Source organism: Mycobacterium sp. IS-1742 (assembly GCF_001500125.1).
Classification (GTDB): Bacteria; Actinomycetota; Actinomycetes; order Mycobacteriales; family Mycobacteriaceae; genus Mycobacterium.
The window spans coordinates 95,630-117,080 of record NZ_LQIV01000009.1 but is presented as its reverse complement, the minus strand read 5'-3'; the positions used below and the strand labels follow the sequence as shown (position 1 = coordinate 117,080).

At 70.4% G+C, this 21,451-nt stretch carries 16 protein-coding genes and 1 pseudogene; 9 read left to right on the top strand and 8 right to left on the bottom strand.

Going from position 1 to position 21,451, the window contains the following annotated elements; translation table 11 throughout:
• The 3 genes and pseudogenes from cysT to AU196_RS07470 form a co-directional block, all read left to right on the top strand.
• Positions 1-845: sulfate ABC transporter permease subunit CysT (cysT, locus tag AU196_RS07480; protein WP_059094478.1), on the top strand; the 845-nt coding region annotated here is incomplete at its 5' end.
• Positions 846-852: 7 nt separating this feature from the next.
• Positions 853-1,665 (top strand): sulfate ABC transporter permease subunit CysW, encoded by an 813-nt coding sequence (gene cysW / locus AU196_RS07475; protein WP_059094467.1) that lies wholly within the window; start codon positions 853-855, stop codon positions 1,663-1,665.
• A 16-nt stretch (positions 1,666-1,681) separates the two neighbouring features.
• A pseudogene (locus tag AU196_RS07470) lies at positions 1,682-2,730 on the top strand (sulfate/molybdate ABC transporter ATP-binding protein); the annotation flags it as partial.
• A gap of 25 nt (positions 2,731-2,755) precedes the next feature.
• Here the strand turns inward: AU196_RS07470 and AU196_RS07465 are convergent.
• The 6 genes from AU196_RS07465 to AU196_RS26415 form a co-directional block, all read right to left on the bottom strand.
• Positions 2,756-3,754: a hemolysin family protein gene (locus AU196_RS07465; RefSeq protein WP_059094465.1), complete on the bottom strand. Its 999-nt coding sequence runs from the start codon at positions 3,752-3,754 to the stop codon at positions 2,756-2,758.
• The gene (locus AU196_RS07460) at positions 3,747-5,120 is read right to left on the bottom strand and encodes a hemolysin family protein (protein ID WP_059094464.1); all 1,374 of its coding nucleotides are present in this window, start codon (positions 5,118-5,120) and stop codon (positions 3,747-3,749) included. The genes AU196_RS07465 and AU196_RS07460 overlap by 8 nt, the downstream gene beginning before the upstream one ends.
• Positions 5,121-5,230: 110 nt before the next feature.
• Positions 5,231-5,935: a sirohydrochlorin chelatase gene (locus AU196_RS07455; RefSeq protein ID WP_059094463.1), complete on the bottom strand. Its 705-nt coding sequence runs from the start codon at positions 5,933-5,935 to the stop codon at positions 5,231-5,233.
• A complete protein-coding gene (locus AU196_RS07450) occupies positions 5,932-6,639 on the bottom strand; it encodes a phosphoadenylyl-sulfate reductase (protein WP_059094462.1) in 708 nt (235 codons plus the stop codon). Before AU196_RS07450 ends, AU196_RS07455 begins: the two co-directional genes overlap by 4 nt.
• A 39-nt stretch (positions 6,640-6,678) precedes the next feature.
• Positions 6,679-8,361, bottom strand: coding sequence for a nitrite/sulfite reductase (locus AU196_RS07445; protein ID WP_059094461.1), 1,683 nt, complete (start codon positions 8,359-8,361; stop codon positions 6,679-6,681).
• Positions 8,362-8,484: 123 nt separating this feature from the next.
• A complete protein-coding gene (locus AU196_RS26415) occupies positions 8,485-8,580 on the bottom strand; it encodes an Ms4527A family Cys-rich leader peptide (RefSeq protein ID WP_353612147.1) in 96 nt (31 codons plus the stop codon).
• Positions 8,581-8,699: 119 nt separating this feature from the next.
• Here AU196_RS26415 and AU196_RS07440 point away from each other — a divergent pair, with 119 nt between their 5' ends.
• Genes AU196_RS07440 through AU196_RS07430 form a run of 3 tightly spaced genes read left to right on the top strand, consistent with a single transcriptional unit; the run spans position 8,700 to position 16,548 of the window.
• On the top strand, positions 8,700-10,172 hold the full coding sequence (locus AU196_RS07440; RefSeq protein WP_059094460.1) for an aldehyde dehydrogenase family protein: 1,473 nt from the start codon (positions 8,700-8,702) through the stop codon (positions 10,170-10,172).
• A 23-nt stretch (positions 10,173-10,195) separates the two neighbouring features.
• On the top strand, positions 10,196-11,374 hold the full coding sequence (hemW, locus tag AU196_RS07435) for a radical SAM family heme chaperone HemW (protein WP_059094459.1): 1,179 nt from the start codon (positions 10,196-10,198) through the stop codon (positions 11,372-11,374).
• Between the two features lie 50 nt (positions 11,375-11,424).
• The gene (locus AU196_RS07430) at positions 11,425-16,548 is read left to right on the top strand and encodes a type I polyketide synthase (protein WP_059094458.1); all 5,124 of its coding nucleotides are present in this window, start codon (positions 11,425-11,427) and stop codon (positions 16,546-16,548) included.
• 132 nt (positions 16,549-16,680) lie between these two features.
• Here the strand turns inward: AU196_RS07430 and AU196_RS07425 are convergent, their stop codons facing one another.
• Complete coding sequence (locus AU196_RS07425; RefSeq protein WP_059094457.1) at positions 16,681-18,300, bottom strand: HNH endonuclease signature motif containing protein; 1,620 nt, start codon at positions 18,298-18,300, stop codon at positions 16,681-16,683.
• A 116-nt stretch (positions 18,301-18,416) separates the two neighbouring features.
• Between AU196_RS07425 and AU196_RS26045 the strand changes: the two genes are divergently transcribed.
• The 3 genes from AU196_RS26045 (at position 18,417) to AU196_RS26035 (ending at position 19,525) form a co-directional block, all read left to right on the top strand.
• A complete protein-coding gene (locus tag AU196_RS26045; RefSeq protein WP_231737441.1) occupies positions 18,417-18,752 on the top strand; it encodes a hypothetical protein in 336 nt (111 codons plus the stop codon).
• A gap of 83 nt (positions 18,753-18,835) precedes the next feature.
• Positions 18,836-19,279, top strand: coding sequence for a hypothetical protein (locus AU196_RS26040; protein ID WP_059094455.1), 444 nt, complete (start codon positions 18,836-18,838; stop codon positions 19,277-19,279).
• 42 nt (positions 19,280-19,321) lie between these two features.
• Positions 19,322-19,525, top strand: a complete 204-nt coding sequence (locus AU196_RS26035) for a hypothetical protein (RefSeq protein WP_059094454.1) — start codon at positions 19,322-19,324, stop codon at positions 19,523-19,525.
• A gap of 175 nt (positions 19,526-19,700) precedes the next feature.
• On the opposite strand, the gene AU196_RS07405 is transcribed toward AU196_RS26035, so the two are convergent.
• On the bottom strand, positions 19,701-21,350 hold the full coding sequence (locus AU196_RS07405; protein WP_059094453.1) for a (2,3-dihydroxybenzoyl)adenylate synthase: 1,650 nt from the start codon (positions 21,348-21,350) through the stop codon (positions 19,701-19,703).
• Positions 21,351-21,451: the final 101 nt, after the last annotated feature.

Below are 21,451 nucleotides of genomic sequence, written 5' to 3'. Positions count from 1 at the left end.
CCCCCCCCGCGCGCCCGGCGACCAGGGCCGGGGGGCCGGGGGGCCGCCCCCGGCGCCCCGGCACGGCGTCGCTCCGGGTGGGCGTCGCGACCATCTGGCTCAGCGTCATCGTGCTGCTGCCGCTGGCCGCGATCCTCTGGCAGTCCGTGGGCGGCGGGTGGGAGGCGTTCTACCGCGCCGTCACCGGTAACGCCGCACTCGAGTCGTTCCGGGTGACGCTGACCATCTCGGTCGGGGTGACCATCGTGAACGCCTTCTTCGGGCTGCTGGTCGCCTGGGTGCTCACCCGCGACGACTTCCCGGGCAGGCGGCTGGTGGATGCGATCATCGACCTTCCGTTCGCCCTGCCCACGATCGTCGCCAGCCTGGTCATGCTCGCGCTCTACGGCCCCGCGAGCCCCGTCGACCTGCACCTGCAGCACACCAAATGGGGTGTCGGCGTCGCGCTGCTGTTCGTCACCCTGCCGTTCGTGGTGCGTTCGGTGCAGCCGGTGCTGCTCGAACTGGATCAGGAAGTCGAGGAGGCGGCGGCCTCGCTGGGCGCCAACAACTGGACGATCCTGACCAGGATCATCCTGCCCGCGCTGCTGCCGGCGCTGCTGTCCGGCGCCGGGCTGGCCTTCTCGCGCGCCATCGGGGAGTTCGGCTCGGTGGTGTTGATCGGCGGCGCGGTGCCGGGGGAGACCGAGGTGTCCTCGCAGTGGATCCGCACGCTGATCGAGAACGACGACCCCACCGGGGCGGCCGCCATCTCGATCGTGCTGCTGGCCATCTCGTTCGTCGTGTTGTTGATCCTGCGTGCGCTCGGCTCCCGGGCGGCCAAGCGCGAACAGTTGGTGGGGTGATCGGACGATGACACTCTCTCCGGCGGTACGCCACCTGCTGCGCTACGTCGCCCTGGCCTACATCCTCGTGCTCGTCGTCGTGCCGGTGGGTCTGATCCTGTGGCGGACCTTCTCCCCGGGTCTGGGCGCATTCGTGGAGTCGATCGGCACGCCCGCGGCCATCAGTGCGCTGCAGCTGTCGCTGATCGTCGTGGCGATCGTCGTACCGCTCAACGTGCTGTTCGGGGTGCCGACGGCTCTGGTGCTGGCGCGCAACAGGTTTCGTGGTAAGAGTGCCCTGCAGGCCGTCATCGACCTGCCGTTCGCGGTGTCGCCGGTGGTCGTCGGTGTCGCGTTGATCCTGCTGTGGGGCTCGGCGGGGGTGTTCGGCTTCGTCGAGAACAACCTCGGCTTCCAGATCATCTTCGGACTGCCCGGCATCGTGCTCGCGAGCATCTTCGTCACGGTGCCGTTCGTGATCCGCGAGGTGGAACCCGTCCTGCACGAGATCGGCACCGACCAGGAGGAGGCCGCCTCGACGCTGGGCTCGCAGTGGTGGCAGACGTTCTGGCGGATCACGCTGCCGTCGATCCGCTGGGGACTCACCTATGGCGTGGTCCTCACGATCGCCCGCACACTGGGTGAGTACGGGGCGGTCATCATGGTGTCGTCGAACCTGCCGGGAACCTCCCAGACGCTGACACTGCTGGTGTCCGACCGCTACAACCGTGGTGCCGAATATGGCGCCTACGCCGTATCGACGCTGCTCATGGGGGTTGCGGTGATCGTCCTGGTGGTTCAGGTGGTCCTCGACGCCCGTCGGGTCAGACAGCAGAACTGAACAGAGAGCAGAAGCCATGACAGACGCGATCATCGTGCGCGGCGCCAACAAGCACTACGGCGACTTCGCGGCGCTGGACAACATCGACTTCGAGGTGCCCGCCGGTTCGCTCACCGCGCTGCTCGGGCCCAGCGGTTCGGGCAAGTCGACGCTGCTGCGGGCGATCGCCGGCCTGGACCAACCCGACACCGGCTCAATCACCATCAACGGCCGCGACGTCACCAACGTGCCGCCGCAGCGCCGCGGCATCGGATTCGTCTTCCAGCACTACGCGGCGTTCAAGCACCTGTCGGTGCGCGACAACGTCGCGTTCGGGTTGAAGATCCGCAAGCGGCCCAAGGCGGAGATCAAGGAGAAGGTCGACAACCTGCTCGAGGTCGTCGGGCTGGCCGGGTTCCAGAACCGCTACCCCAACCAGCTCTCCGGCGGGCAGCGGCAGCGGATGGCGCTGGCCCGCGCACTGGCCGTCGACCCTCAGGTCCTGCTGCTCGACGAGCCGTTCGGCGCGCTGGACGCGAAGGTGCGCGAGGATCTGCGGGCGTGGCTGCGTCGCCTGCACGACGAAGTGCACGTCACCACCGTGCTCGTCACCCACGACCAGGCCGAGGCGCTCGACGTCGCCGACCGCATCGCCGTGCTCAACAAGGGCCGCATCGAACAGGTCGGCTCACCCACCCAGGTGTACGACACCCCGGCCAACGCGTTCGTGATGTCGTTCCTCGGCGCGGTGTCGTCGCTCAACGGGACCCTGGTGCGCCCGCACGACATCCGCGTCGGCCGCAACCCCGAGCTCCCGATCTACGAGAGCGAGTCGGTGCAGGCCACCGGGGTGGTCAAGGCGGTCATCGACCGCGTCGTGGTGCTGGGTTTCGAGGTCCGACTGGAGCTGACCAACGCGGCGACGCACGCGCCGTTCACCGCGCAGATCACCCGCGGCGACGCCGAGGCGCTGGGGCTGCGCGAGGGCGAGACGGTCTACGTCCGGGCCACCCGGGTGCCGGAGATCCCCGGGGGCGCCGAGTCGCCGCAGAGCGCGGAGTCCGCCGCGCTGAGCTGACCTCGAGTGTGCCGTGGTGGCGCCGGGCGACCGCTAGGCCGCTTCTGTCGGCAGAAGCCGGTGCAGCAGGTCGGTCAACGTCAGCAGGCCTCGGCCTGACGGACCGTCGACGACGACGAGGTGGTTGCGCGTCTCGCGCATCAGCCGCAGGCACTCGTAGACGGGCGTGTCCTCCGGCAGCGTGAACACCGGGCGAATCAGCGCACGTGCGGGGTCCGTGGACGAGAGGCTGTCGCGCACGTGCACCACACCGACCGTCGCGGTGCCGTCCTGGACGAACAGCCGCAGGTGTCCCGTGGCGCGTGAAGTCTGCTGGATCTCGGCGGGCGTGGCGTCCGCGGGAACGGTGCTGTGCGGGGCGTCGCGGCGGGCGACCTGTCCGATGGTGAGGGCCTCGAGCTCCAGCGCGCTCGTGAGGTTGGCGTGGTAACGCTCGTCGAGCGTGCCGACGGTGGCGGAATGCTCGACCAGCTGGCGCAGCGTGTCGGGGTCCTGGGTGTCGGCGAGCTCGTCGACCGGTGTCACGCCGACACGGCGCAGGCACCAGTTGGCGGCCTGGTTGAGCCCCCGCAGCAGCGGGCGGGTGACGAACATGAAGCCGCGCATGGGCAGCGCCAGCAGTGTCGCCGAACGCTCCGGGTGGGCGATGGCCCACGACTTCGGCGCCATCTCGCCGATCACGAGATGCAGGAACGTCACGATCAACAGCGCGAGCACGAACCCGCCGGCGTCGGCCACCCATGACGGCAGCCCGGTGCCGGCCAGTAGCGGTGTGATCGCGTGGTGGACAGCGGGTTTGGTGATGGCGCCCAACAGCAGTGTGCAGGCCGTGATACCCAGCTGCGCACCGGCGAGCAGCAACGACAGCTCGCTGGCGCTGCGCAGCGCGGCCCGCGCGGACGCGCTCGCCGGCGCGGCGTCCTCGAGTCGGCTGCGCCGCGCGGCGATCAGCGCGAACTCCACCGCCACGAAGAACGCACTCGACGCGATCAGCGCGACGGTGACGGCGACGACCACCCACGGACTACTCATCGGTGGGCTCCTCGGTCATACCGTCGGCGACCCTGACGAACACCGCGGCGGGCACGTGCCGCTCGATCGCGCGCACCTCGGCGGTCAGGCGGCGGGCCGGTGGCGGCCCGTCGGCCAGCAGGTCGGCGGCTTCGGCGGGCAGGTCGATCGCCACGGTGTCGCCGACAGCGGGCAGGCCGACCGCGTGGGCGATCACCATGCCGGCCACCGTCTCGTAGTCACCGGGCGGCAGCGTCAGATCCAGCGTGCGCTCGGCCTCGTCGAGCGGCAGATCGCCGGCGAGCAGCCAGCCGTCGTCCTCGGCGATGACGTCGGCGTCGTGGTCGGAGTCGTGTTCGTCGTCGATCTCACCCACGAGTTCCTCGGCGAGGTCCTCGATCGTCACGACACCGGCGAACCCGCCGTACTCGTCGATCACGATCGCCATCTCGTCGTCGGCCTCCTGCAGCGCGGTCACCACGTTGGGCAGCGGCAGCGTCTCGGGGACGAGCACCGCCGGCCGGCAGTGCGCCGCCGCGGTGTCGGTGCCGGGCACCGGCCCGAGCAGGTCGTGCAGGTGGATGACGCCGACGATCTCGTCCTGGTCGGGGGTGGTCACCGGGTAGCGGGTGTGGCCGCCGGCCATCCGCGCGAGCACGTGCGCCACCGTGTCGCCGTCGGAGACGACGTCGACGCGTGAGCGCGGGATCATGGCGTGTTCGGCGCTGCTGGTCGGGAAATCAAGGATGCGGTCCAGCAGGGCGGAGAGCTCACGCGGTATCTCGCCGGCCTCCCGCGACGCGGCGACGATGTGTTCGAGGTCGCGCGGGGTCGCCGAGTGCTCGACGTCGTGGACGGGCTCGATCCGCAACACCCGCAGCAGCAGGTTCGACGACTGGTCGAACAGCCAGATCAGCCATCCGAACAGCTTGAGGTAGAGCGTCGTCGACAGCGCGAGCCAACGCGCCAGCGGTTCGGGCCGGGCGATGGCGAGGTTCTTCGGGAACAGCTCACCGAACAGCATCTGCACGACGGTCGACACCGCGATCGCGGCCACGCCGCCGATGCCGACGGCCACCGCGGTGGGGATGCCTGCGCCGCCGAGCAGCGTCTCCAGGCCCCGCCCGATCAGCGGTTCGGCGACGTACCCGACCAGCAGTCCGGTGACGGTGATGCCCAGTTGGGCGCCGGACAACATGAACGACGTGCGGCGGGTGACGCCGAGCGCCCGCGACGATGCGGTGTCACCGGCGTCTGCCCGCGACTTGAGCCGCGACCGGTCCACGGCCATGTAGGCGAATTCCTGCGCGACGAAGTATCCGGTCAGCGCGGTGATCGCCAGAACGACGAGAAAACCAACGACAATGCCGAGCACGGCGGTCAACATGTGACCGCCATGGGTCTATGAGGTGGCATCGAGTCCTTGCTCGGGAAGGGTGGGCGTACGTCGCCGACCACTCTACCGACGCCCCGATGGGGGCCGCGGGGTGTGAGCGCTCAGGCCGCCGCGCGGGTTTCGCTCACGTCGTCGAAGCGGTCGAGCACCGTGGCCGCCACGAGGTTGTGCGAGCCCAGCGGTTCGGCCATCGAGATGTCCTCTCGCGCAGCGAATTCCGCGACGCGATCGGTGATGCGGCCATGGGCGAGGAACCACGGCAGGATCACCAGACGGTGGGCGCCCGACCGTCGGAGGTCGGCGGCGGTGCCGGCGAGATCGGCGTGCGGGCCTGTGGCGAACGCCACCTGAGAACCGGCCCACCGGGTGCCCGCGGCGAGCGCCGGCGCGATCGTCGAGGTCCTGGCGTTGGCCGCCACATCGGAGGATCCGACCGCGACCACGATCACGCCGAGCCCGTCGTCGTAGGGGGACACGCCCGCCTCGGTCAACCGCAGGCGTGCCACCGACAGCAGTGCCGGGTCCTCACCGAGCACCTCGGCGCGGCGTACCGGGCGGCCGACGGCGTCGATCACGGCCGGGATGTCGACGCGTGCGTGGTAGGCGTCGGCGAGCAGGAACGGCACCACGGTGGCGTTGCGGGTCTGCGACAGCACGTCGGGCAGCGCGGGGTCGGTCTTCTCCAGGAACGCGGCACGCACGTCGAGCCACGGACGCAACCGCCGGATCCGGCCGGCCACCGCGTGGGTGACCGCCGCGGACCGTGGATCGACGCTGCCGTGCGCCGTCAGAACCAATGTGCTCAAGACTGGTGCAACCCGCATTCGATCTTGCCGGTGCCCGCCCAGCGCCCGCTGCGCGGATCGGCGCCCTCGACCGGCTTGGCCGTGCACGGCGCGCAGCCGATCGACGGATACCCCTCGTCGACCAGCGGGTTGACCAGCACGCCGTTGGCGTCGATGTAGGCCTGCATGTCCTCGTCCGACCACGCCGCGATCGGGTTGATCTTCACCAGCCCGAACGCCTTGTCCCAGCTGATCAGCGGGGCGTTGGCCCGGGTGGGGGCCTCGACGCGGCGGATACCGGTGACCCACGCCGAATACCCCGACAGCGCCTTGGTCAGCGGCTCGACCTTGCGCAGCCGGCAGCACTCGTTGGGCTCGCGGGCGAACAGATCCTTGCCGAGCAGCGCGTCCTGTTCGGCGACCGTGCGCTCCGGGGCGACGTTGACGACGTTGACGTCGTACACCGCCTCGACCGCATCCCTGGTGCCGATGGTCTCGGCGAAGTGGTAGCCGGTGTCGAGGAACAGGATGTCGACGCCGGGGCGGACCTTCGACGCCATGTCGACCAGCACCGCGTCCTGCATGTTCGACGCGACCACGTAGCTACCGCTGAAATGCTCGTCGGTCCAGCGCAACAGATCCCACGCGCTGGCGTCGGGCCCCAATTCGGCCGCGCCCCGCTCGGCCAGCTGCTGCAGGTCGATGTCCGAAAGCAGGTCAGTCATCGTGCAATCACCTCATCCATCGCTCTTCGCGCAAGCGGCTCATCGAAGGTCCGCGTCGTCGGCCCGTAGTGCCCAGGTAGCGAAACGCTCGCCCTGCTCTCGTTGTTTCACGAAGTTGCGAACCACCCGCTCGATGTAGTCACCGAGTTCGGTGGCCAGCACCTTGTGCTGGCGCAGTTTGCGCCCGAAACCGCTGTCCAGGCCGAGGCTGCCGCCGAGGTGGACCTGGAAGCCCTCCTCGGGGCCGTTGCCGTCGTCAACCATCTGCCCCTTGAAGCCGATGTCGGCCACCTGGATGCGGGCGCACGAGTTGGGGCAGCCGTTGATGTTGATCGTGATCGGGACGTCGAGCTGGGCGTTGATGTCCTCGAGTCGCTTCTCGAGCTCGGGCACCAGCACCTGGGAGCGGCTCCTGGTCTCGGCGAAGCTCAGCTTGCAGAACTCGATGCCCGTGCAGGCCATCAGGTTGCGCCGCCAGTGCGACGGCGTCGAGGGCAGCCCGAGCGCGTCCAGGCCCGCGCGCAACTCGTCGAGCTTGTCGTCGGGGACATCGAGGACGATCAGCTTCTGATACGGCGTGAACCGGATCCGGTCGGATCCCGCGGCCTCGGCGAGGTCGGCGACCTTGGTCAGGATGGTGCCCGAGACGCGGCCGGCGATCGGCGCGACGCCGACGGCATTGAGGCCGTTCTTGAGTTTCTGCACCCCGACGTGGTCGATGGGACGGGTGACCGGTTCGGGCGCAGGCCCGTCGATCATCGGGCGCTTGAGGTACTCGGTCTCGAGAACCTCCCGGAACTTCTGGACGCCCCAGTCCTTGATCAGGAACTTCAGCCGCGCCTTCGACCGCAAGCGTCGGTAGCCGTAGTCACGGAACACGCTGACGACGCCCTCCCAGACGTCGGGCACCTCGTCGAGCGGAACCCAGGCGCCGACACGCTGACCCAGCATCGGGTTGGTGGACAGCCCGCCGCCGACCCACAGGTCGAAGCCGGGTCCGTGCTCGGGATGGTTCACCCCGATGAACGCGACGTCGTTGACCTCGTGCACGACGTCCTGCAGACCCGAGATCGCGGTCTTGAACTTGCGGGGCAGGTTCGAGTACTCCGGCTTGCCGATGTAGCGCTTGACGATCTCGTCGACCGCGGGCGTGCCGTCGATCACCTCGTCGAGGGACTCCCCGGCCAGCGGTGAACCGAGGACGACGCGGGGGCAGTCACCGCACGCCTCGGTCGTCTGCAGCCCGACCTCGTCGAGGCGCCGCCAGATCTCCGGCATGTTCCTGACGTCGATCCAGTGGTACTGGACGTTCTGCCGGTCGGAGATGTCGGCGGTGTCCCTGGCGAATTCGGTGGAGATCTCGCCGAGGGTGCGCAGCGCCTTGGCCGTCAGCGCACCGCCGTCGCTGCGGACCCGCAGCATGAAGTACTCGTCTTCGAGCATGTCGGTGTTCTCGTCACCGGTCCAGGTGCCGTCGAAGCCGGGCTTGCGCTGGGTGTAGAGGCCCCACCAGCGGAACCGGCCGCGCAGGTCGCCCTTGTCGATGGTGTCGAAGCCGCCGGGGGCGTAGATGTTCTCGATGCGCGCCCGCACGTTGAGCGGGTTGTCGTCCTTCTTGGACTGCTCGTTGGCGTTGAGCGGCTCGCGGTATCCGAGCGCCCACTGGCCTTCGCCGCGTGGACGCTTCACGGGCTTGGCGGGACGGGCCGAAGTCTCGGTCATGGGTCTGGCTCCTTGCTGGGAGCCGGCGTTGGGACCGCGCTGAATCACCGGGGGCTGGCCGGCGGCGCAGATCCGGCGGCCAGCTATACGTGCGGGGTTGGGCTGGGTCCTAGATCAGGCGCGTCAAGGCAGACAACAACAGGTACAGACGCGCTTGAAGTCCACGTGCCGCCGAACCACCAGCGAGATGCGGGTGTTGAGGGCCGGGGCGGCAGTCACCCGGCCATTGTGCCACGAACTGCCGCACCTGCCCTAACCGGGCCATATTTGCGCTCGCGGTGAGCAAAAGTCGGCCCAGGCCCTCGTTTCACCGATCCGCCACCGGGTAGCTCGGCAGGATGCCTTCTCACCATTCTTCGGCGTACCCGTCGTTCACCGAGATGCCCATCGGCGGGACCTGGCGGGCCGGATCGGCGGGGAGATCCCGCGACGATGTCGACCCGTGGTCGGGCGAGGTGCTGACCAGCATCCCGCAGGCCGACGCCGACGACCTCGACGCGGCCTACGCAGCCGCGGTCGAGGCCCAGGTGGGCTGGGCGGCCGCCCCGCCGGCGGAGCGGGCCGCCGTGATGCGGGCGGCCGCCGACGTGATGACCGACCGCAAGGACGAGATCACCGGGTGGCTGGTGCGCGAGACCGGAGGCACGCGGGCCAAGGCCGACCTCGAATGGGGGCTGGTGCGGTCGGTGCTGTGGGAGGCCGCCTCGATGCCGCACCACGTCGAGGGGTCGATCCTGCCGTCGGACATCCCGGGCAAGGAGAACCGCGTCTACCGCGAACCGGTCGGCGTCGTCGCGGTGATCTCCCCGTGGAACTTCCCGATGCAATTGTCCAACCGGTCGGTGGCGCCCGCGCTGGCGGTCGGCAACGCCGTGGTCCTCAAACCGGCGGGGGACACCCCGGTCACCGGCGGCCTGCTGCTGGCCCGGATCTTCGAGGAGGCGGGGCTACCGCCGGGCCTGCTGTCGGTCGTGGTGGGCGGCGGCAGCGACATCGGCGACGCGATCGTCGAACACCCCGTGCCGCGGGTCGTGTCGTTCACCGGGTCGACGCCGGTCGGGCGCGGCATCGTGCAGAAGGCGGGCCTCAAACACCTGGCCCTCGAACTCGGCGGGAACGGACCGATCGTGGTCCTCGACGACGCCGACCTCGAGCTCACCGTCGGCGCGGCGGTGTTCGGGTCGTACTTCCACCAGGGTCAAATCTGCATGATCGGCAACCGGCTCATCGTCGACGACGCCGTGCACGACGAGTTCGTCGACCGTTTCGTCGAGCGGGTCCGCGGGTTGCGCGTCGGCGACCCCGCCGACGAGGCCACCCAGATCGGCCCGATCATCAACTCCTCGCAGCTCGAGTCGGTTCAGGACAAGATCGCCCGCGCCCGCGACGACGGTGCACAGGTGGTGCTCGGCGGCGATCCGGTCGGGCCGGCCGGGCAGGCGCTGCCGCCGCACGTGCTGCTCGGCGGCAACGACTGCGCGACCGCCCGCGAGGAGGTGTTCGGGCCGGTGATGACGATCATCCGCGCCAAGGGCGACCAGGATGCGTTGCGACTGGCCAACGACACCGAATACGGGCTGTCCTCGGCGGTGTTCAGCCGCGACGTCGACCGTGCCGTGCGGTTCGCCCGCCGCATCGACGCCGGGATGACCCACGTCAACGACTCGCCGGTCAACGACGACGCCAACACCGCGTTCGGCGGCGAGAAGGCCTCCGGGATCGGCCGGTTCGGCGGCAAATGGGCCATCGACGAGTTCACCACCGAGCACTGGGTCTCGGTGCAGCACCAACCGCGGGATTACGCCATCTGACGCCACGCTGGGACCATGGAACGGTGAGCACCCGCACCGCCCCTTCCCGCGCGCCGGCACTGGCCGCGCGGCCGGGGCGTGCGTTCGGCCTCTACATCCACGTGCCGTTCTGCGCGACGCGCTGCGGCTACTGCGACTTCAACACCTACACCCCGGCCGAGGCGGGCGGCGCCACCCCCGAGGGCTGGCTGGCCGCGATGCGCCGGGAGTTGGCGTTGGCCGCCCGCACCCTGGGGACGCCCCCGCCGGTGCGGACCGTCTTCGTCGGCGGCGTCAGCCCGTCGCTGCTCGGCGGCGCCGGTCTCGGCGCGGTGCTGGCCGCGGTGCGCGAGCACTTCGACCTGGCACCAGGAGCGGAGGTGACCACCGAGGCGAATCCGGAGTCCGCCGGACCCGAACTGTTCGACGCGCTGCTTGCTGCCGGCTACACGCGGGTCTCGCTCGGGATGCAGTCGACGGCCCGCCACGTGTTGCAGGTGCTCGACCGGTTGCACTCGCCCGGTCGAGCGGTGGCCGCGGCCGGGGAGGCGCGCGCCGCCGGGTTCGGGCACGTCAACCTGGACCTGATCTACGGGACCCCGGGGGAGACCGACGACGACCTGCGCCGGTCGGCGGACGCCGCGATCTCGGCCGGTGTCGACCACGTGTCGGCCTACGCGCTGGTGGTCGAGGACGGGACGGCGCTGGCCCGCCGGGTGCGGCGCGGCGAGGTGGCGGCCCCCGATGACGACGTGCTGGCGGCGCGGTACGAACTGCTCGACGCGCGGCTGAGCGAGGCCGGGTTCGACTGGTACGAGGTGTCGAACTGGGCGAGGCCAGGCGGGGAGTGCCTGCACAACCTCGGCTACTGGGCCGGTGGCGAGTGGTGGGGCGTCGGGCCGGGGGCGCACGGCTTCCTCGGCGACACCCGGTGGTGGAACGTGAAGCATCCCAACACCTATGCCGCGCTGCTCGGCGAGGGTTCCCTGCCCGTCGCGGATTTCGAGGTGCTCGACCCGGCGGCGCGGCACACCGAGGACGTGATGCTGCGGGTGCGGCTGCGCAGCGGCCTGCCGCTGGACATGCTCGGCGTCGACGAACAGGCCCGGGTGGGCGCCGTCGTCGCCGACGGACTCGCGGTGGTCTCCGGTGCCCGGCTGATCCTGACCGACCGCGGCCGCCTGCTGGCCGATGGTGTGGTGCGCACACTGCTCGCCGACTAGTCACCGAGGTGGTCGCCCCGGGTGCACCCGGTTGTGCGAACATTGTCCCCATGTCGACTGAGTTAGGCAAGGCTAACCAGACTGCTGCCCTCGAACCCGTGGCGATCGTCGGCATCGGCTGCCGCCTGGCCGGTGACATCACGACCCCCGCGGACTTCTGGACGTTCCTGCTCGACGGGGGCAGCCGGGTGCGGGAGGTCCCCGCGGACCGATGGGAGCCGTATCTGCGGCGCGACCCCCGGAATGCGGCGGTGCTGCGCGAGACGACGCCGTGGGGCACGTTCCTCGACGACCTGGCCGGCTTCGACGCGGAGTTCTTCGGCGTCTCGCCGCGTGAGGCCGAACTGATGGATCCGCAGCAGCGGCTGGCGCTCGAAGTGTCCTGGGAGGCACTGGAACACGCCGGCGTCCCGCCGCGCTCGCTGGCCGGCAGCGACACCGCCGTGCTGATGGGTGTGAACTCCGACGACTACGGCAAGCTCATCATGGAGGACCTGCCGGGCATCGAGGCGTGGACCGGGATCGGCACGTCGCTGTGCGGTATCGCCAACCGCGTCTCGCACCTGCTCGACCTGCGCGGCCCCAGTGTCGCGCTCGACGCCGCGTGCGCGGCGTCGCTGGTGGCCGTGCACCAGGCGTGCCAGCTGCTGCGGACGGGGGAGACGTCACTGGCGCTCGCCGGTGGGGTCAGCGCTCTGATCGGACCCGGTCTGACCCGCGTCCTCGACCGGGCCGGGGCCACCGCGCCCGATGGCCGGTGCAAGAGCTTCGACGCCGAGGCCGACGGCTACGGGCGGGGCGAGGGTGCCGCGGTCGTGGTGCTCAAACGTCTCGCCGACGCGGTGCGTGACGGCGACCGGGTGATCGCCGTCGTCCGCGGCGGTGCGGTGGCACAGGACGGGCGCACCGTCGGCATCATGTCGCCCAACGGCGCCGCCCAGGAGGACCTGTTCCGCCGAACCTGCCGGACATCCGGAATCGATCCCGCCACAGTCGAATTCATCGAGGCGCACGGCACCGGGACGCCGACCGGCGATCCGGTCGAACTCAACGCGCTCGCCGCCGTGTACGGAGCGCGTCGCGCCGACGGTGAGCCGTGCCGCGTCGGTTCGGTCAAACCCAACACCGGCCACCTCGAGGGCGGGGCCGGTGTGGTCGGGCTCATCAAGGCGGCGATGGCGCTGCAGCACGAGGCGATCCCGCCGACGGCCGGTGTCCGCACCCTGACCCCCGCCGTGGACTGGGCGACCAGCGGACTGCGCGTGCCGACCGAGGTCGAGCCGTGGCCGCGCCGCGACGATCTCCCACGCCGGGCCGCGGTGTGCAGCTACGGCTACGGCGGCACCATCGCCCACGTCCTGCTCGAGGAGGCGCCCCTACGCGAGCGCGGCGAATCCCTGGCCACGGGCGCCGCGCCGTCGGTGCTGCCGCTGACCGGGCGGTCCCAGGCCCGGCTGGCGCGACAGGCCGCCGCGCTCGCCGACCATGTTCGGGGACAACGACTTCCGGTCGACGAGGTGGCCGCGACACTGTGGGCGCGCCGCTCGCACGAACCCGTACGCGCCGCGGTGATCGCGTCCGACACCGACGAACTGGTGGCAGGGCTCGACGCGCTCGCCGACGACCGCCGCGCACCGTCGGTGCTCACCGGCACTGTGCTGGCGGGTGCGGCCGACGGGGCGGTGTGGGTGTTCTCCGGGCACGGGTCGCACTGGCCGGGCATGGGCCGCGAACTGCTCACGCGCGAACCGGCTTTCGCTGCGGTCATCGACGCCGTGGAACCGGTGTTCTCCGCGGAGCTGGGCTTCTCACCGCGGGAGGCGCTGCGCAGCGGCGACCTCGGCGGCACCGACCGGGTGCAGGCGCTGACGTTCGCGATGCAGGTCGGGTTGGCCGCGGTGCTGCGGGAACGCGGTGTGCGTCCGGCCGCCGTGATCGGCCACTCCGTCGGCGAAGTGGCCGCCAACGTCGTCGCCGGCGTCTTCGATCTCGCCCACGGCGCCGCGGTGGCCTGCTACCGCGCTCGGGGGTTCCGCTCGGTGGCGGGTGCGGGCGCCATGGCGCTGGTCCGGCTTCCCTTCGCCGAGGCCGAGGAGCGCCTGGGAGGCCGCACCGATGTGGTGGCGGCCATCAGCGCGTCACCGGAGTCGACGGTCATCTCGGGCACCGTCGCGGCGGTCGACGAGGTGTCGGCGCGCTGGACCGGTGAGGGGATGACCGTGCGCCGGGTGAACACCGACGTCGCGTTCCACAGCCCGGCGATGGACGCGCTCACCGCCGATCTCGCCCGTCTCACAGCCGGTTTGGGCCCGTCGGGTCCGGCCGAGGTGCCGCTGTACTCGACCGCCCTGCCCGATCCGCGGTCGGATGCCGCCCGTGACCCCGACTATTGGGTGGCCAACCTGCGCGGCCGGGTGCGCTTCGCCGAAGCGGTGACCGCCGCCGCCGAGGACGGCCACCGGCTCTTCCTCGAGGTATCGGCGCACCCGGTGGTCGCGCACTCGGTCGCCGAGACGTTGATGCACCACAGGGTCGGCGACCACGCCGTGATCCCGGTGCTGCGCCGCGAGCAGCCCGAGTTGCCCGCCGTCGCGACCGCCGTGGGCGCGCTGTACTGCCACGGGGCGCCGGTCGCGCATGGGGTGACCGCCGAAACACGCTGGGCGGTGGACTTTCCCGGAACCCAGTGGGCACACCGGCGGCACTGGCGCACGCCCACCGCGCCGCCGGGTGGCCGCGCCGTCCACGAACCCGATTCGCACACACTGCTCGGCGGTCCGATGGAGGTGACCGGGGCGGTGCCCGCGCGGGTGTGGCAGACGCGCCTGGACTTCTCGACGCGGCCCTACCCCGGTGACCATCCCGTGCGGGGCACCGAGATCGTGCCCGCGGCGGTCCTGCTCAACACGTTCCTCGCCGCGTCCGGAACCGATCTCGCCGACGTGCGGCTGCGCACACCCGTGCCGCCGGGACGCGCGCGCGACATCCAGGTGGTGGCCCAGGAGCGCTCGCTCGCCCTGGCCTCCCGGCTGGTCGACGACGACGAGACGGACGGCGGCTGGTTGACGCACTGCACCGCGTCGGCCGCAGAGGGTGGCGAACCAGCGCTGAGCATGCTCGACGAGGACGAGATCCGGGCCCGCTGCACGGAAACGCTGCCGCCGACCCATGTCGTGGACACGTTGGCGACACTGGGGGTCGCCGCGATGGGATTCGGTTGGCAGGTAATCGAATTGCACTGCGGTGACGGGGAACTCTTCGCCCGTGTCGCGGCCGACGTCGACGGGTCGACTCCGGCGACGTGGGCCGGACTGCTCGACGCGGCGACCTCGGCGGCCTCGACGATCTTCGGCGGCCCTCCGCGGCTGCGGATGCCGGCCCGGATCGAACGGGTCCACGTCCACGACAAACCGCCGGCCGTCGCGCTGTTGCACGTGCGCCGCCGCGCCGAGGGCACGGTCACCGACGTGGTGCTCGCCGAGGAGTCCGGCGCGGTCTCGGTGTCGTTGACGGGGATGGCGTTCGAGGAACTCGAGAACTCCGGCAGTCGCGACACGGTGCGGTTGCTGCACCACGTGGCGTGGCATCCGGTCGCGTGGCCGGATGCCGACATGCCCACGGAGGTGACGCTGGTCGGCGGCGACGCCGCGACCCGGGCCCTCGTCGTCCGCGACCTCGACGAGGCCGGCGTCACCCATCGAATCGCGGACGGCGCAGCCGATCTCGGGGTCCCGGCGGACGGGGCGGTGGTGCTCGTGCTGCCGCACCCCGACGAGACGCCGCAGAAGTCGGCCGCAACCGTGCTGCGCACGCTGCAGCGTCTCGACGCCTCGGGCGGACGGGCCAGGCTGTGGGTCCTGACCGCACAGGTGCACGAAGGCGTCAACCCGGCCCACGCCCCGCTGTGGGGTATGGCGCGGGTGGCGGCGGCCGAACATCCGCACCTGTGGGGCGGTGTGCTGGACATCGCCGGAGACCACCTGCCCGTGCGGGCACTCGGCGCGCTGCACGGACACGGTGTCGTGGTGGTGCGCGACGGTGTCGCGCACACGGCTCGACTGGCCCACACCGGACCGGGGGAGGCGGCTCCGCTGCAGTGCTCACCGGGCGGCACCTACCTGATCACCGGCGGCACCGGTGTGCTGGGGCTGCGCCTGGCGCAGCGCCTGGCCGACCTGGGCGCACGCCGGCTGGTGCTGGTGTCGCGGTCGGGTCTGCCCGAGCGCAGCGCGTGGAGCGCCGACAGCGACCGGGAGGCCGTCACCGTCGTCACCGCACTCGAACAGCGCGGGGTCTCGGTGAAGGTCGCGGCCGTCGACGTCGGTGCGTCCGGGGCGGCCGCGGAGTTGCGGGCGGTTCTGGCCGATCTGCCGCCGGTGCGTGGAGTCATCCACGCTGCCGGCGTGGAAGCCGGTGCGCTGCTGGCCACCACGACCGCGGACGATCTCGAGGCGGCGATGCGGCCGAAGGTCGACGGGATGAACGCGCTGCACCAACTCTTCCCGCCGGGCGAACTGGACTGGATGGTCTTGTTCTCGTCGTGCGGGTACCTGGCGGGCTTCCCCGGCCAGGGCGCCTATGCGTGCGGCAACGCCTATCTCGACGCGTTCGCGCGCCACCGCCGCCGGCTCGGGGACCGGACCACCAGCGTGGCGTGGACGGCCTGGCGCGGTATGGGCATGGGGTCGGCCTCCGGCTTCGTCGCCGCCCAGCTCGACGCACTCGGTATGGGCACCGTGGGACTCGAGGACGCGATGCGGGCGCTGGACTCCGCACTGCGCGACGACGATCCGAACGTGGTGGTGTTGCCGGTGCTGCCGACGGCGGCGTCGGTGCCGATCCTCGCCGACGTCGCACCCGCCGAGACCGCCGATGTGGCGCAGGCGCCCGCGGTCGCCGACCGCGGTGACGAGGATGTCGCGGACTGGGCCGCGCGCCAGGTGCTCACCGCGGTGTCCTCCGAACTCGGTTGCGCGGCAGAGGATGTCGACACGCGTCTGCCGTTGGTGGAGATCGGCGTCGACTCCATCATGACCGTCGCGCTGCGGCGTCAGTTGGAGAAGCAGACCGGGTTGGCCCTGCCTCCCACGCTGTTGTGGGAGTACCCCACCGCCGCGGCGGTTGCCGATCGGATCGCCGAACTGCTCGCCGTAGAGGAGGATTCGGCCGCTTAGTCAGAAGGGTGGTTCGTCGGGTTCGGGCGGCCACTCCCTGCGGTGACCCACGGATCTACAGAAGGACAACCTGCAGGCGTCATCCGAAGTGAGCGTCACAGAGACCCTCATCATGGCGACGACCTGCGGTGCTCAAGCCGCCCGATTCTGCGGGGGTGCGGGGCCGCCGGGTTCACCGGCGTTGTCGGCGGGTCGGGTCGGCGAGCCCAGCCCCACGGGCCGCGGCTCGTCGACGTCGGCTAGTGATGTGGTGGCGTCCGCCGCGCGGAGGGTCTCGCCGACGTCGTCGGCCACCGGTGGATCGGCCTCCTCCGTGTCGTTCTCGTCAATGTCGTTGCTGTCGGCCGGTTCCGCCGGTGCACCGGACGCGTCGGGATCGTCGGGTGGGGTGAGGAGGCGTTCGGGGCGGTGGTAGTAGTTGATGCGGCTCTGGCCGGTGTCCAATGCTGGGGGCGGGATCCATTCGACTTCGTGTTGGTCGGTCATGCGGGTGGTCCAGCCGTCGTTGGTGTCGACGTCGCGGTTGTCGGGTCCGCAGGCCAAACCGAGCTCGTCGATGTTGGTGTTACCGCCGTCAGCCCAGTCGGTGTCCACGTGGTGGGCTTGGCAGCCGTAGGCGCCGATGGTGCAGCCCGGTTTGGTGCAGCCCCCATCGCGGGCGGTGAGCATGATGCGCTGGGCCGGGGAGGCGGTGCGTTTGGCGCGGAACAGATCCAGCGCCGATCCGGTCGACTTGTCGAACACCGCCAGGTAGTGGTTGGCGTGGCCGGCCATCCGGATGACGTCGGCGATGGGGATGACGGTGCCGCCGCCGGTGGTGCCGACCCCGGCGCGCGATTCCAGGTCTTGCAGGGTGGTGCGGATGATGATCGAGACCGGCAGCCCGTTGAGCTGGCCGAGTTCACCGCTCATCAACGCGATGCGCCCGACGGCGAGCATCGCGTCGTGCTGGCGCTGGGCGAGGGTGCGGTGATCGTTGTCGATCTGGGCTTGCGACGGGGTGCCCGAGGTGCAGGGCTCCGGATCATCGGGATTGCACATCCCGGGGGCGGCGTACTTGGCGAAGATGACCTCCCACACCGCCCATGCTTCGGGGGTCAGCGTTGAGCTTAGGTCGACCATTCCGTCGTCGCGCTGTTTGTGCTTGGTGACCCCGCGCTTGCGGGCCCGTTCGGTGTCGTCAGGTTCGGGGCCGTCCTGGTCGAGCAGAAACAACGTGAGGTCGGCGGCATCTTTGAGTTCCTTCGGTCCGACACCCACTGCGGTGCGGACGAGGTTGATCTCGAACTGCTCACGGGTGACGGCGTCGACGAAGCTGGGCAGTTTGTCGACGGCTTTGCGGATGACCTCGACGTGTTCGCTGTTGATGCACCCGAGCGCCTGCGCTGCCGCGGTCGCCGGCAACAGCGGCGGCAGCGCCGGGCCGGTCACGGTTTGGCGGGGTGCGAGCAGGGCGGCTTCGGTGAGCCGCCGGTGGGCCTCAGAGCTCGAGATCCGCCACCGGACCGTGAGCACCTCTTTCCAGGATTTCGCGCCCATTTCCCGGGCCGTCGTCTCGGTTTGCAGACGGGCCAACAAACGGCGGCTCACCGCTGGCAGCTGACACCCCAGCGTCTCCAGATCGTCGAGGGCCGCCATCAGATCCGAGCGGGTCAGCAGGTCGACATCACAGGCAGCCACCGCATCGAAGGCGGCACGCAATGCGGTCACCGCGCCCTGGAGGTCGTTGCTCGACATATTTCGAACATACATTCGACCACCGACAAAACTGACTGCTGCTGGTTAGCGGCGGGTCAAGCCGCTGCACCCGCGCTGCCGTGCCGAACTCGCCGAGATCACGACGCGATCCGAGGCCGAGGGCATCGCAGATGTGGCGTTGGGCCGCAAAACGTTCCGTCGACGAGCGTGCGGATCGCCGCCGCCAATTGGTCGGCCCCGCCGAAATGCAGCGCGACGAACGGCTGCTGCCCGTGCTGACGATCACGCAGCCGTTGGACATCGAGTCAACCAAGGTCGCTCGACTTGTCGGGCCGGGAGCGGAGTTCCGGTTCGTCTTCGACCTGGGCGATGACTGGACCCACCGCTGTGTGGTGGGCGAGGACAAGATCGACCCCCGGGAGACGTCGGGAATCGCGCCGAAAAAGCCCTTGCCCTACTGGGGGCTGGGGCAATATCCCGGACCAGTACGGGCGCCGGTGGGCTGACGACGGCGGGGACGGGGGGATCCCGAGGAGGCCTGGCTCAGCCACATCCGATGCTGATGCCAGGGTGGCCTGGGCAGAAGCAGGTGTCCTCAGTCGACCTGCGCGAACTGCGGTCAGCCGTCGCGGCGGAAGATGCCGACCGCGTCCTCGCCGCGCTGGACGGCCGTCAGGTCGACGACGTGCTTCAGCAGGTGGGATTGGCCTTGATGATCGCGCTGGAACGGCGACGGGAGAACACCGAGCCGGTGGTGGTGTCGGTGATCAACCGGCTCACGCTGCGCGCCGGTGAGGGTGACGATGTGCTGGCCGAGGATCTGCTCGCGCGTCTGCGCGCGGCGCCGCTGAAAGGACGGGTGGTGCCGGTCGACCTCGAGATCCTCGCTGCCGCATTGGAACCCGATCCGGGCATATCCACCGGCGGATACCTCGACCTGCACACCGGATGGGTCTACGACCGGGACAGCGCCGACCCGATGACGGCCGGGGATGACGCGGCCATCGACTTCGACGAGGAGCCCGACCGCTAGGGGCAGTTCGACCTCAGCGGTTCCGGGGAGGGTTGGCGTGACATGGCGGATTTCGCCGAGCGACTCAGTGATTCGACGTTGAGTGAGCGACTGGCAAGGGCGATTGAGGGTAAGGGCGGCTTCCGGCGATTTCGTGACCTCCTTCACCAGGAGGGCCTCGCCGAACAGTGGTACGCCTTCTCGACCGACCGCCGATTTGGGCGGGCACGCGCGCTCCTCGCCGGCTTGGGCATCCGCGTCGGGTGACAACAACAGGCCATAGGCACCGCCGTAGCCACGCGTGCGTCTGAGTGAGGCATCGTGTCGACGCCGAGAGGGGCGGCCAGTTGGAGATGCCGCCGCGGCGCCGGCCACGCCGATCGTGCAGGCCGGGCTGATCGCACCTTCCCGGGTGGCACGGTCCTACTGCGCTACGAATCGATCACCCGCTCAACTGCGCCGCGATCTTCTTCTTGTCGACCTTGCCGACGGCGGTCAGCGGCAGCGACGGCATCGGCACCAGCACGTCGGGCCGGGCGTGGGTGGAGGCGCCGCGTTCGTCCAGGAAAGTGTTGAGCTCGGCGAGGGTGAGCTGCTTACCACGGAAAACGACTGCCGCGCAGATCTTCTCACCCAGGTAGTCGTCGGGCAGGGCGAGTGCGGCGGCCGAGTAGATCGCGGGGTGGGTCAGCAGGTGGTCCTCGAGGTCGGTCGCCGAGACCGTCTCGCCGCCGCGGTGGATGACGTCCTTGATACGGCCGGTGACCTCGACGTTGCCGGCCAGCGGCCCGTCGGCGAAGATCCGCACCCGGTCACCGGTGCGGTAGAAGCCGTCGGCGCTGAACGAACGGGCGTTCGCCTCGTCGGCGCGGTAGTACCCGTTCAGCGTGTAGGGCCCGCGCACCAGTAGTTCACCCTCTTCGCCGGGCGCGACCTCGGCGCCGGATTCGTCGACCACCCGCATCTCGTCGTGCGGGGAGACGGGCCTGCCCTGGGTGTGCACCACGACGTCGACCGGATCGCCCGGGCGGGTGAAGTTCAGCATGCCCTCGGCCATGCCGAAGATCTGGGACAGCCCGGGGGTCAGGCGTTCGAGGATGAACCGCGCCTCCTCCGGGCTCATCCGTGAACCGCCCACCTGCACCAGTCGCAGCGACGTCGGCAACACCGGTTCCCATTCGCAGGCCTGCGCCCACAGCTTGCCCAGCGCGTTGACCAGCCCGGTGACCGTGACTCGGTGTTTGTCGATGAGCGCGAACGCCTCCTCGGGGCTCGGATCGGCGGTGAACACCGTCGTGGCGCCGACGGTCATCGCCCCGAGCATCCCGGGGCAGGCCAGCGGGAAGTTGTGGCCGGCGGGCAGCGCCACCAGATAGACGTCGTCGGGGGTGAAATGACATGCCCGGGCGCTCGACACCGCGGTGTAGACGTAGTCGTCATGGGTGCGGGGGATCAGCTTGGGCAGCCCGGTCGTCCCGCCGGAGACCAGCAGCAGGGCCGGCAGTGAGGTGTCGACGGGGCCGATCTCCGGCGTCACGCCGCCGCCTTCGATCAGCGCGGTCCACGACACGAACGGTCCCGGATCGCCGTCGACGAGCACGTGCCGCAGGGCCGGTCGGTCCGCCACCAGCTGGGCGGCCATCGCCCGGTAGTCGAATCCGCCGGACTCGTCGGGGACGATCAGCGCCACCGCACCGCTGACGTCGGCGAAGTGCCCCAGCTCGGCGGTGCGATGGCCCGGCAGACACATCACCGGAACCGCGCCCGCCCGCAGCAGGCCGAAGAACGCGACAGCGAATCGCACGGAGTTGGGCAGCTGCAGCAGCACCCGATCACCGGGGCGGATGCCCAGGCCGGCCAGCGCCGCCGCGACGGTGTCGGCGCGCGCGGTCAGCTCGGAGAAGGTCAGGGATTCATCGGCGTCGACGACGGCGGGGTGGTCCGGCCGCCGTTGCGCCGCATCGACGAGCAGCGATTCGAGTGGTCGCCCCGCCCAGTACCCCGCCCGCCGGTACATCTCGGCGCGCTCTTCGGGGAAGGGGACGAAGCCCTCGACCAGGTCGCTCTGCACATGCTGGAATCCGGTGCTCATCGCGCGGAAAGGCCCCTCTGGGTAGGAGTGTTCGACCCCTTGAATATAGGATAGCCTTCCTGAAGTTAGGGCAGCCTACGTTGACTTGGAGGAACGCGGTG

Coding starts and splice junctions, on each gene's coding strand:
- AU196_RS26045 (WP_231737441.1), top strand. CDS start 18,417: ATGTGGCGTTGGGCCGCAAAACGTTCCGTCGACGAGCGTGCGGATCGC.
- AU196_RS07430 (WP_059094458.1), top strand. CDS start 11,425: ATGTCGACTGAGTTAGGCAAGGCTAACCAGACTGCTGCCCTCGAACCC.
- AU196_RS07425 (WP_059094457.1), bottom strand. CDS start 18,300: ATGTATGTTCGAAATATGTCGAGCAACGACCTCCAGGGCGCGGTGACC.
- AU196_RS07465 (WP_059094465.1), bottom strand. CDS start 3,754: ATGAGTAGTCCGTGGGTGGTCGTCGCCGTCACCGTCGCGCTGATCGCG.
- AU196_RS07445 (WP_059094461.1), bottom strand. CDS start 8,361: ATGACCGAGACTTCGGCCCGTCCCGCCAAGCCCGTGAAGCGTCCACGC.
- AU196_RS07440 (WP_059094460.1), top strand. CDS start 8,700: ATGCCTTCTCACCATTCTTCGGCGTACCCGTCGTTCACCGAGATGCCC.
- AU196_RS26035 (WP_059094454.1), top strand. CDS start 19,322: ATGGCGGATTTCGCCGAGCGACTCAGTGATTCGACGTTGAGTGAGCGA.
- cysW (WP_059094467.1), top strand. CDS start 853: ATGACACTCTCTCCGGCGGTACGCCACCTGCTGCGCTACGTCGCCCTG.
- AU196_RS07460 (WP_059094464.1), bottom strand. CDS start 5,120: ATGTTGACCGCCGTGCTCGGCATTGTCGTTGGTTTTCTCGTCGTTCTG.
- AU196_RS07450 (WP_059094462.1), bottom strand. CDS start 6,639: ATGACTGACCTGCTTTCGGACATCGACCTGCAGCAGCTGGCCGAGCGG.
- AU196_RS07405 (WP_059094453.1), bottom strand. CDS start 21,350: ATGAGCACCGGATTCCAGCATGTGCAGAGCGACCTGGTCGAGGGCTTC.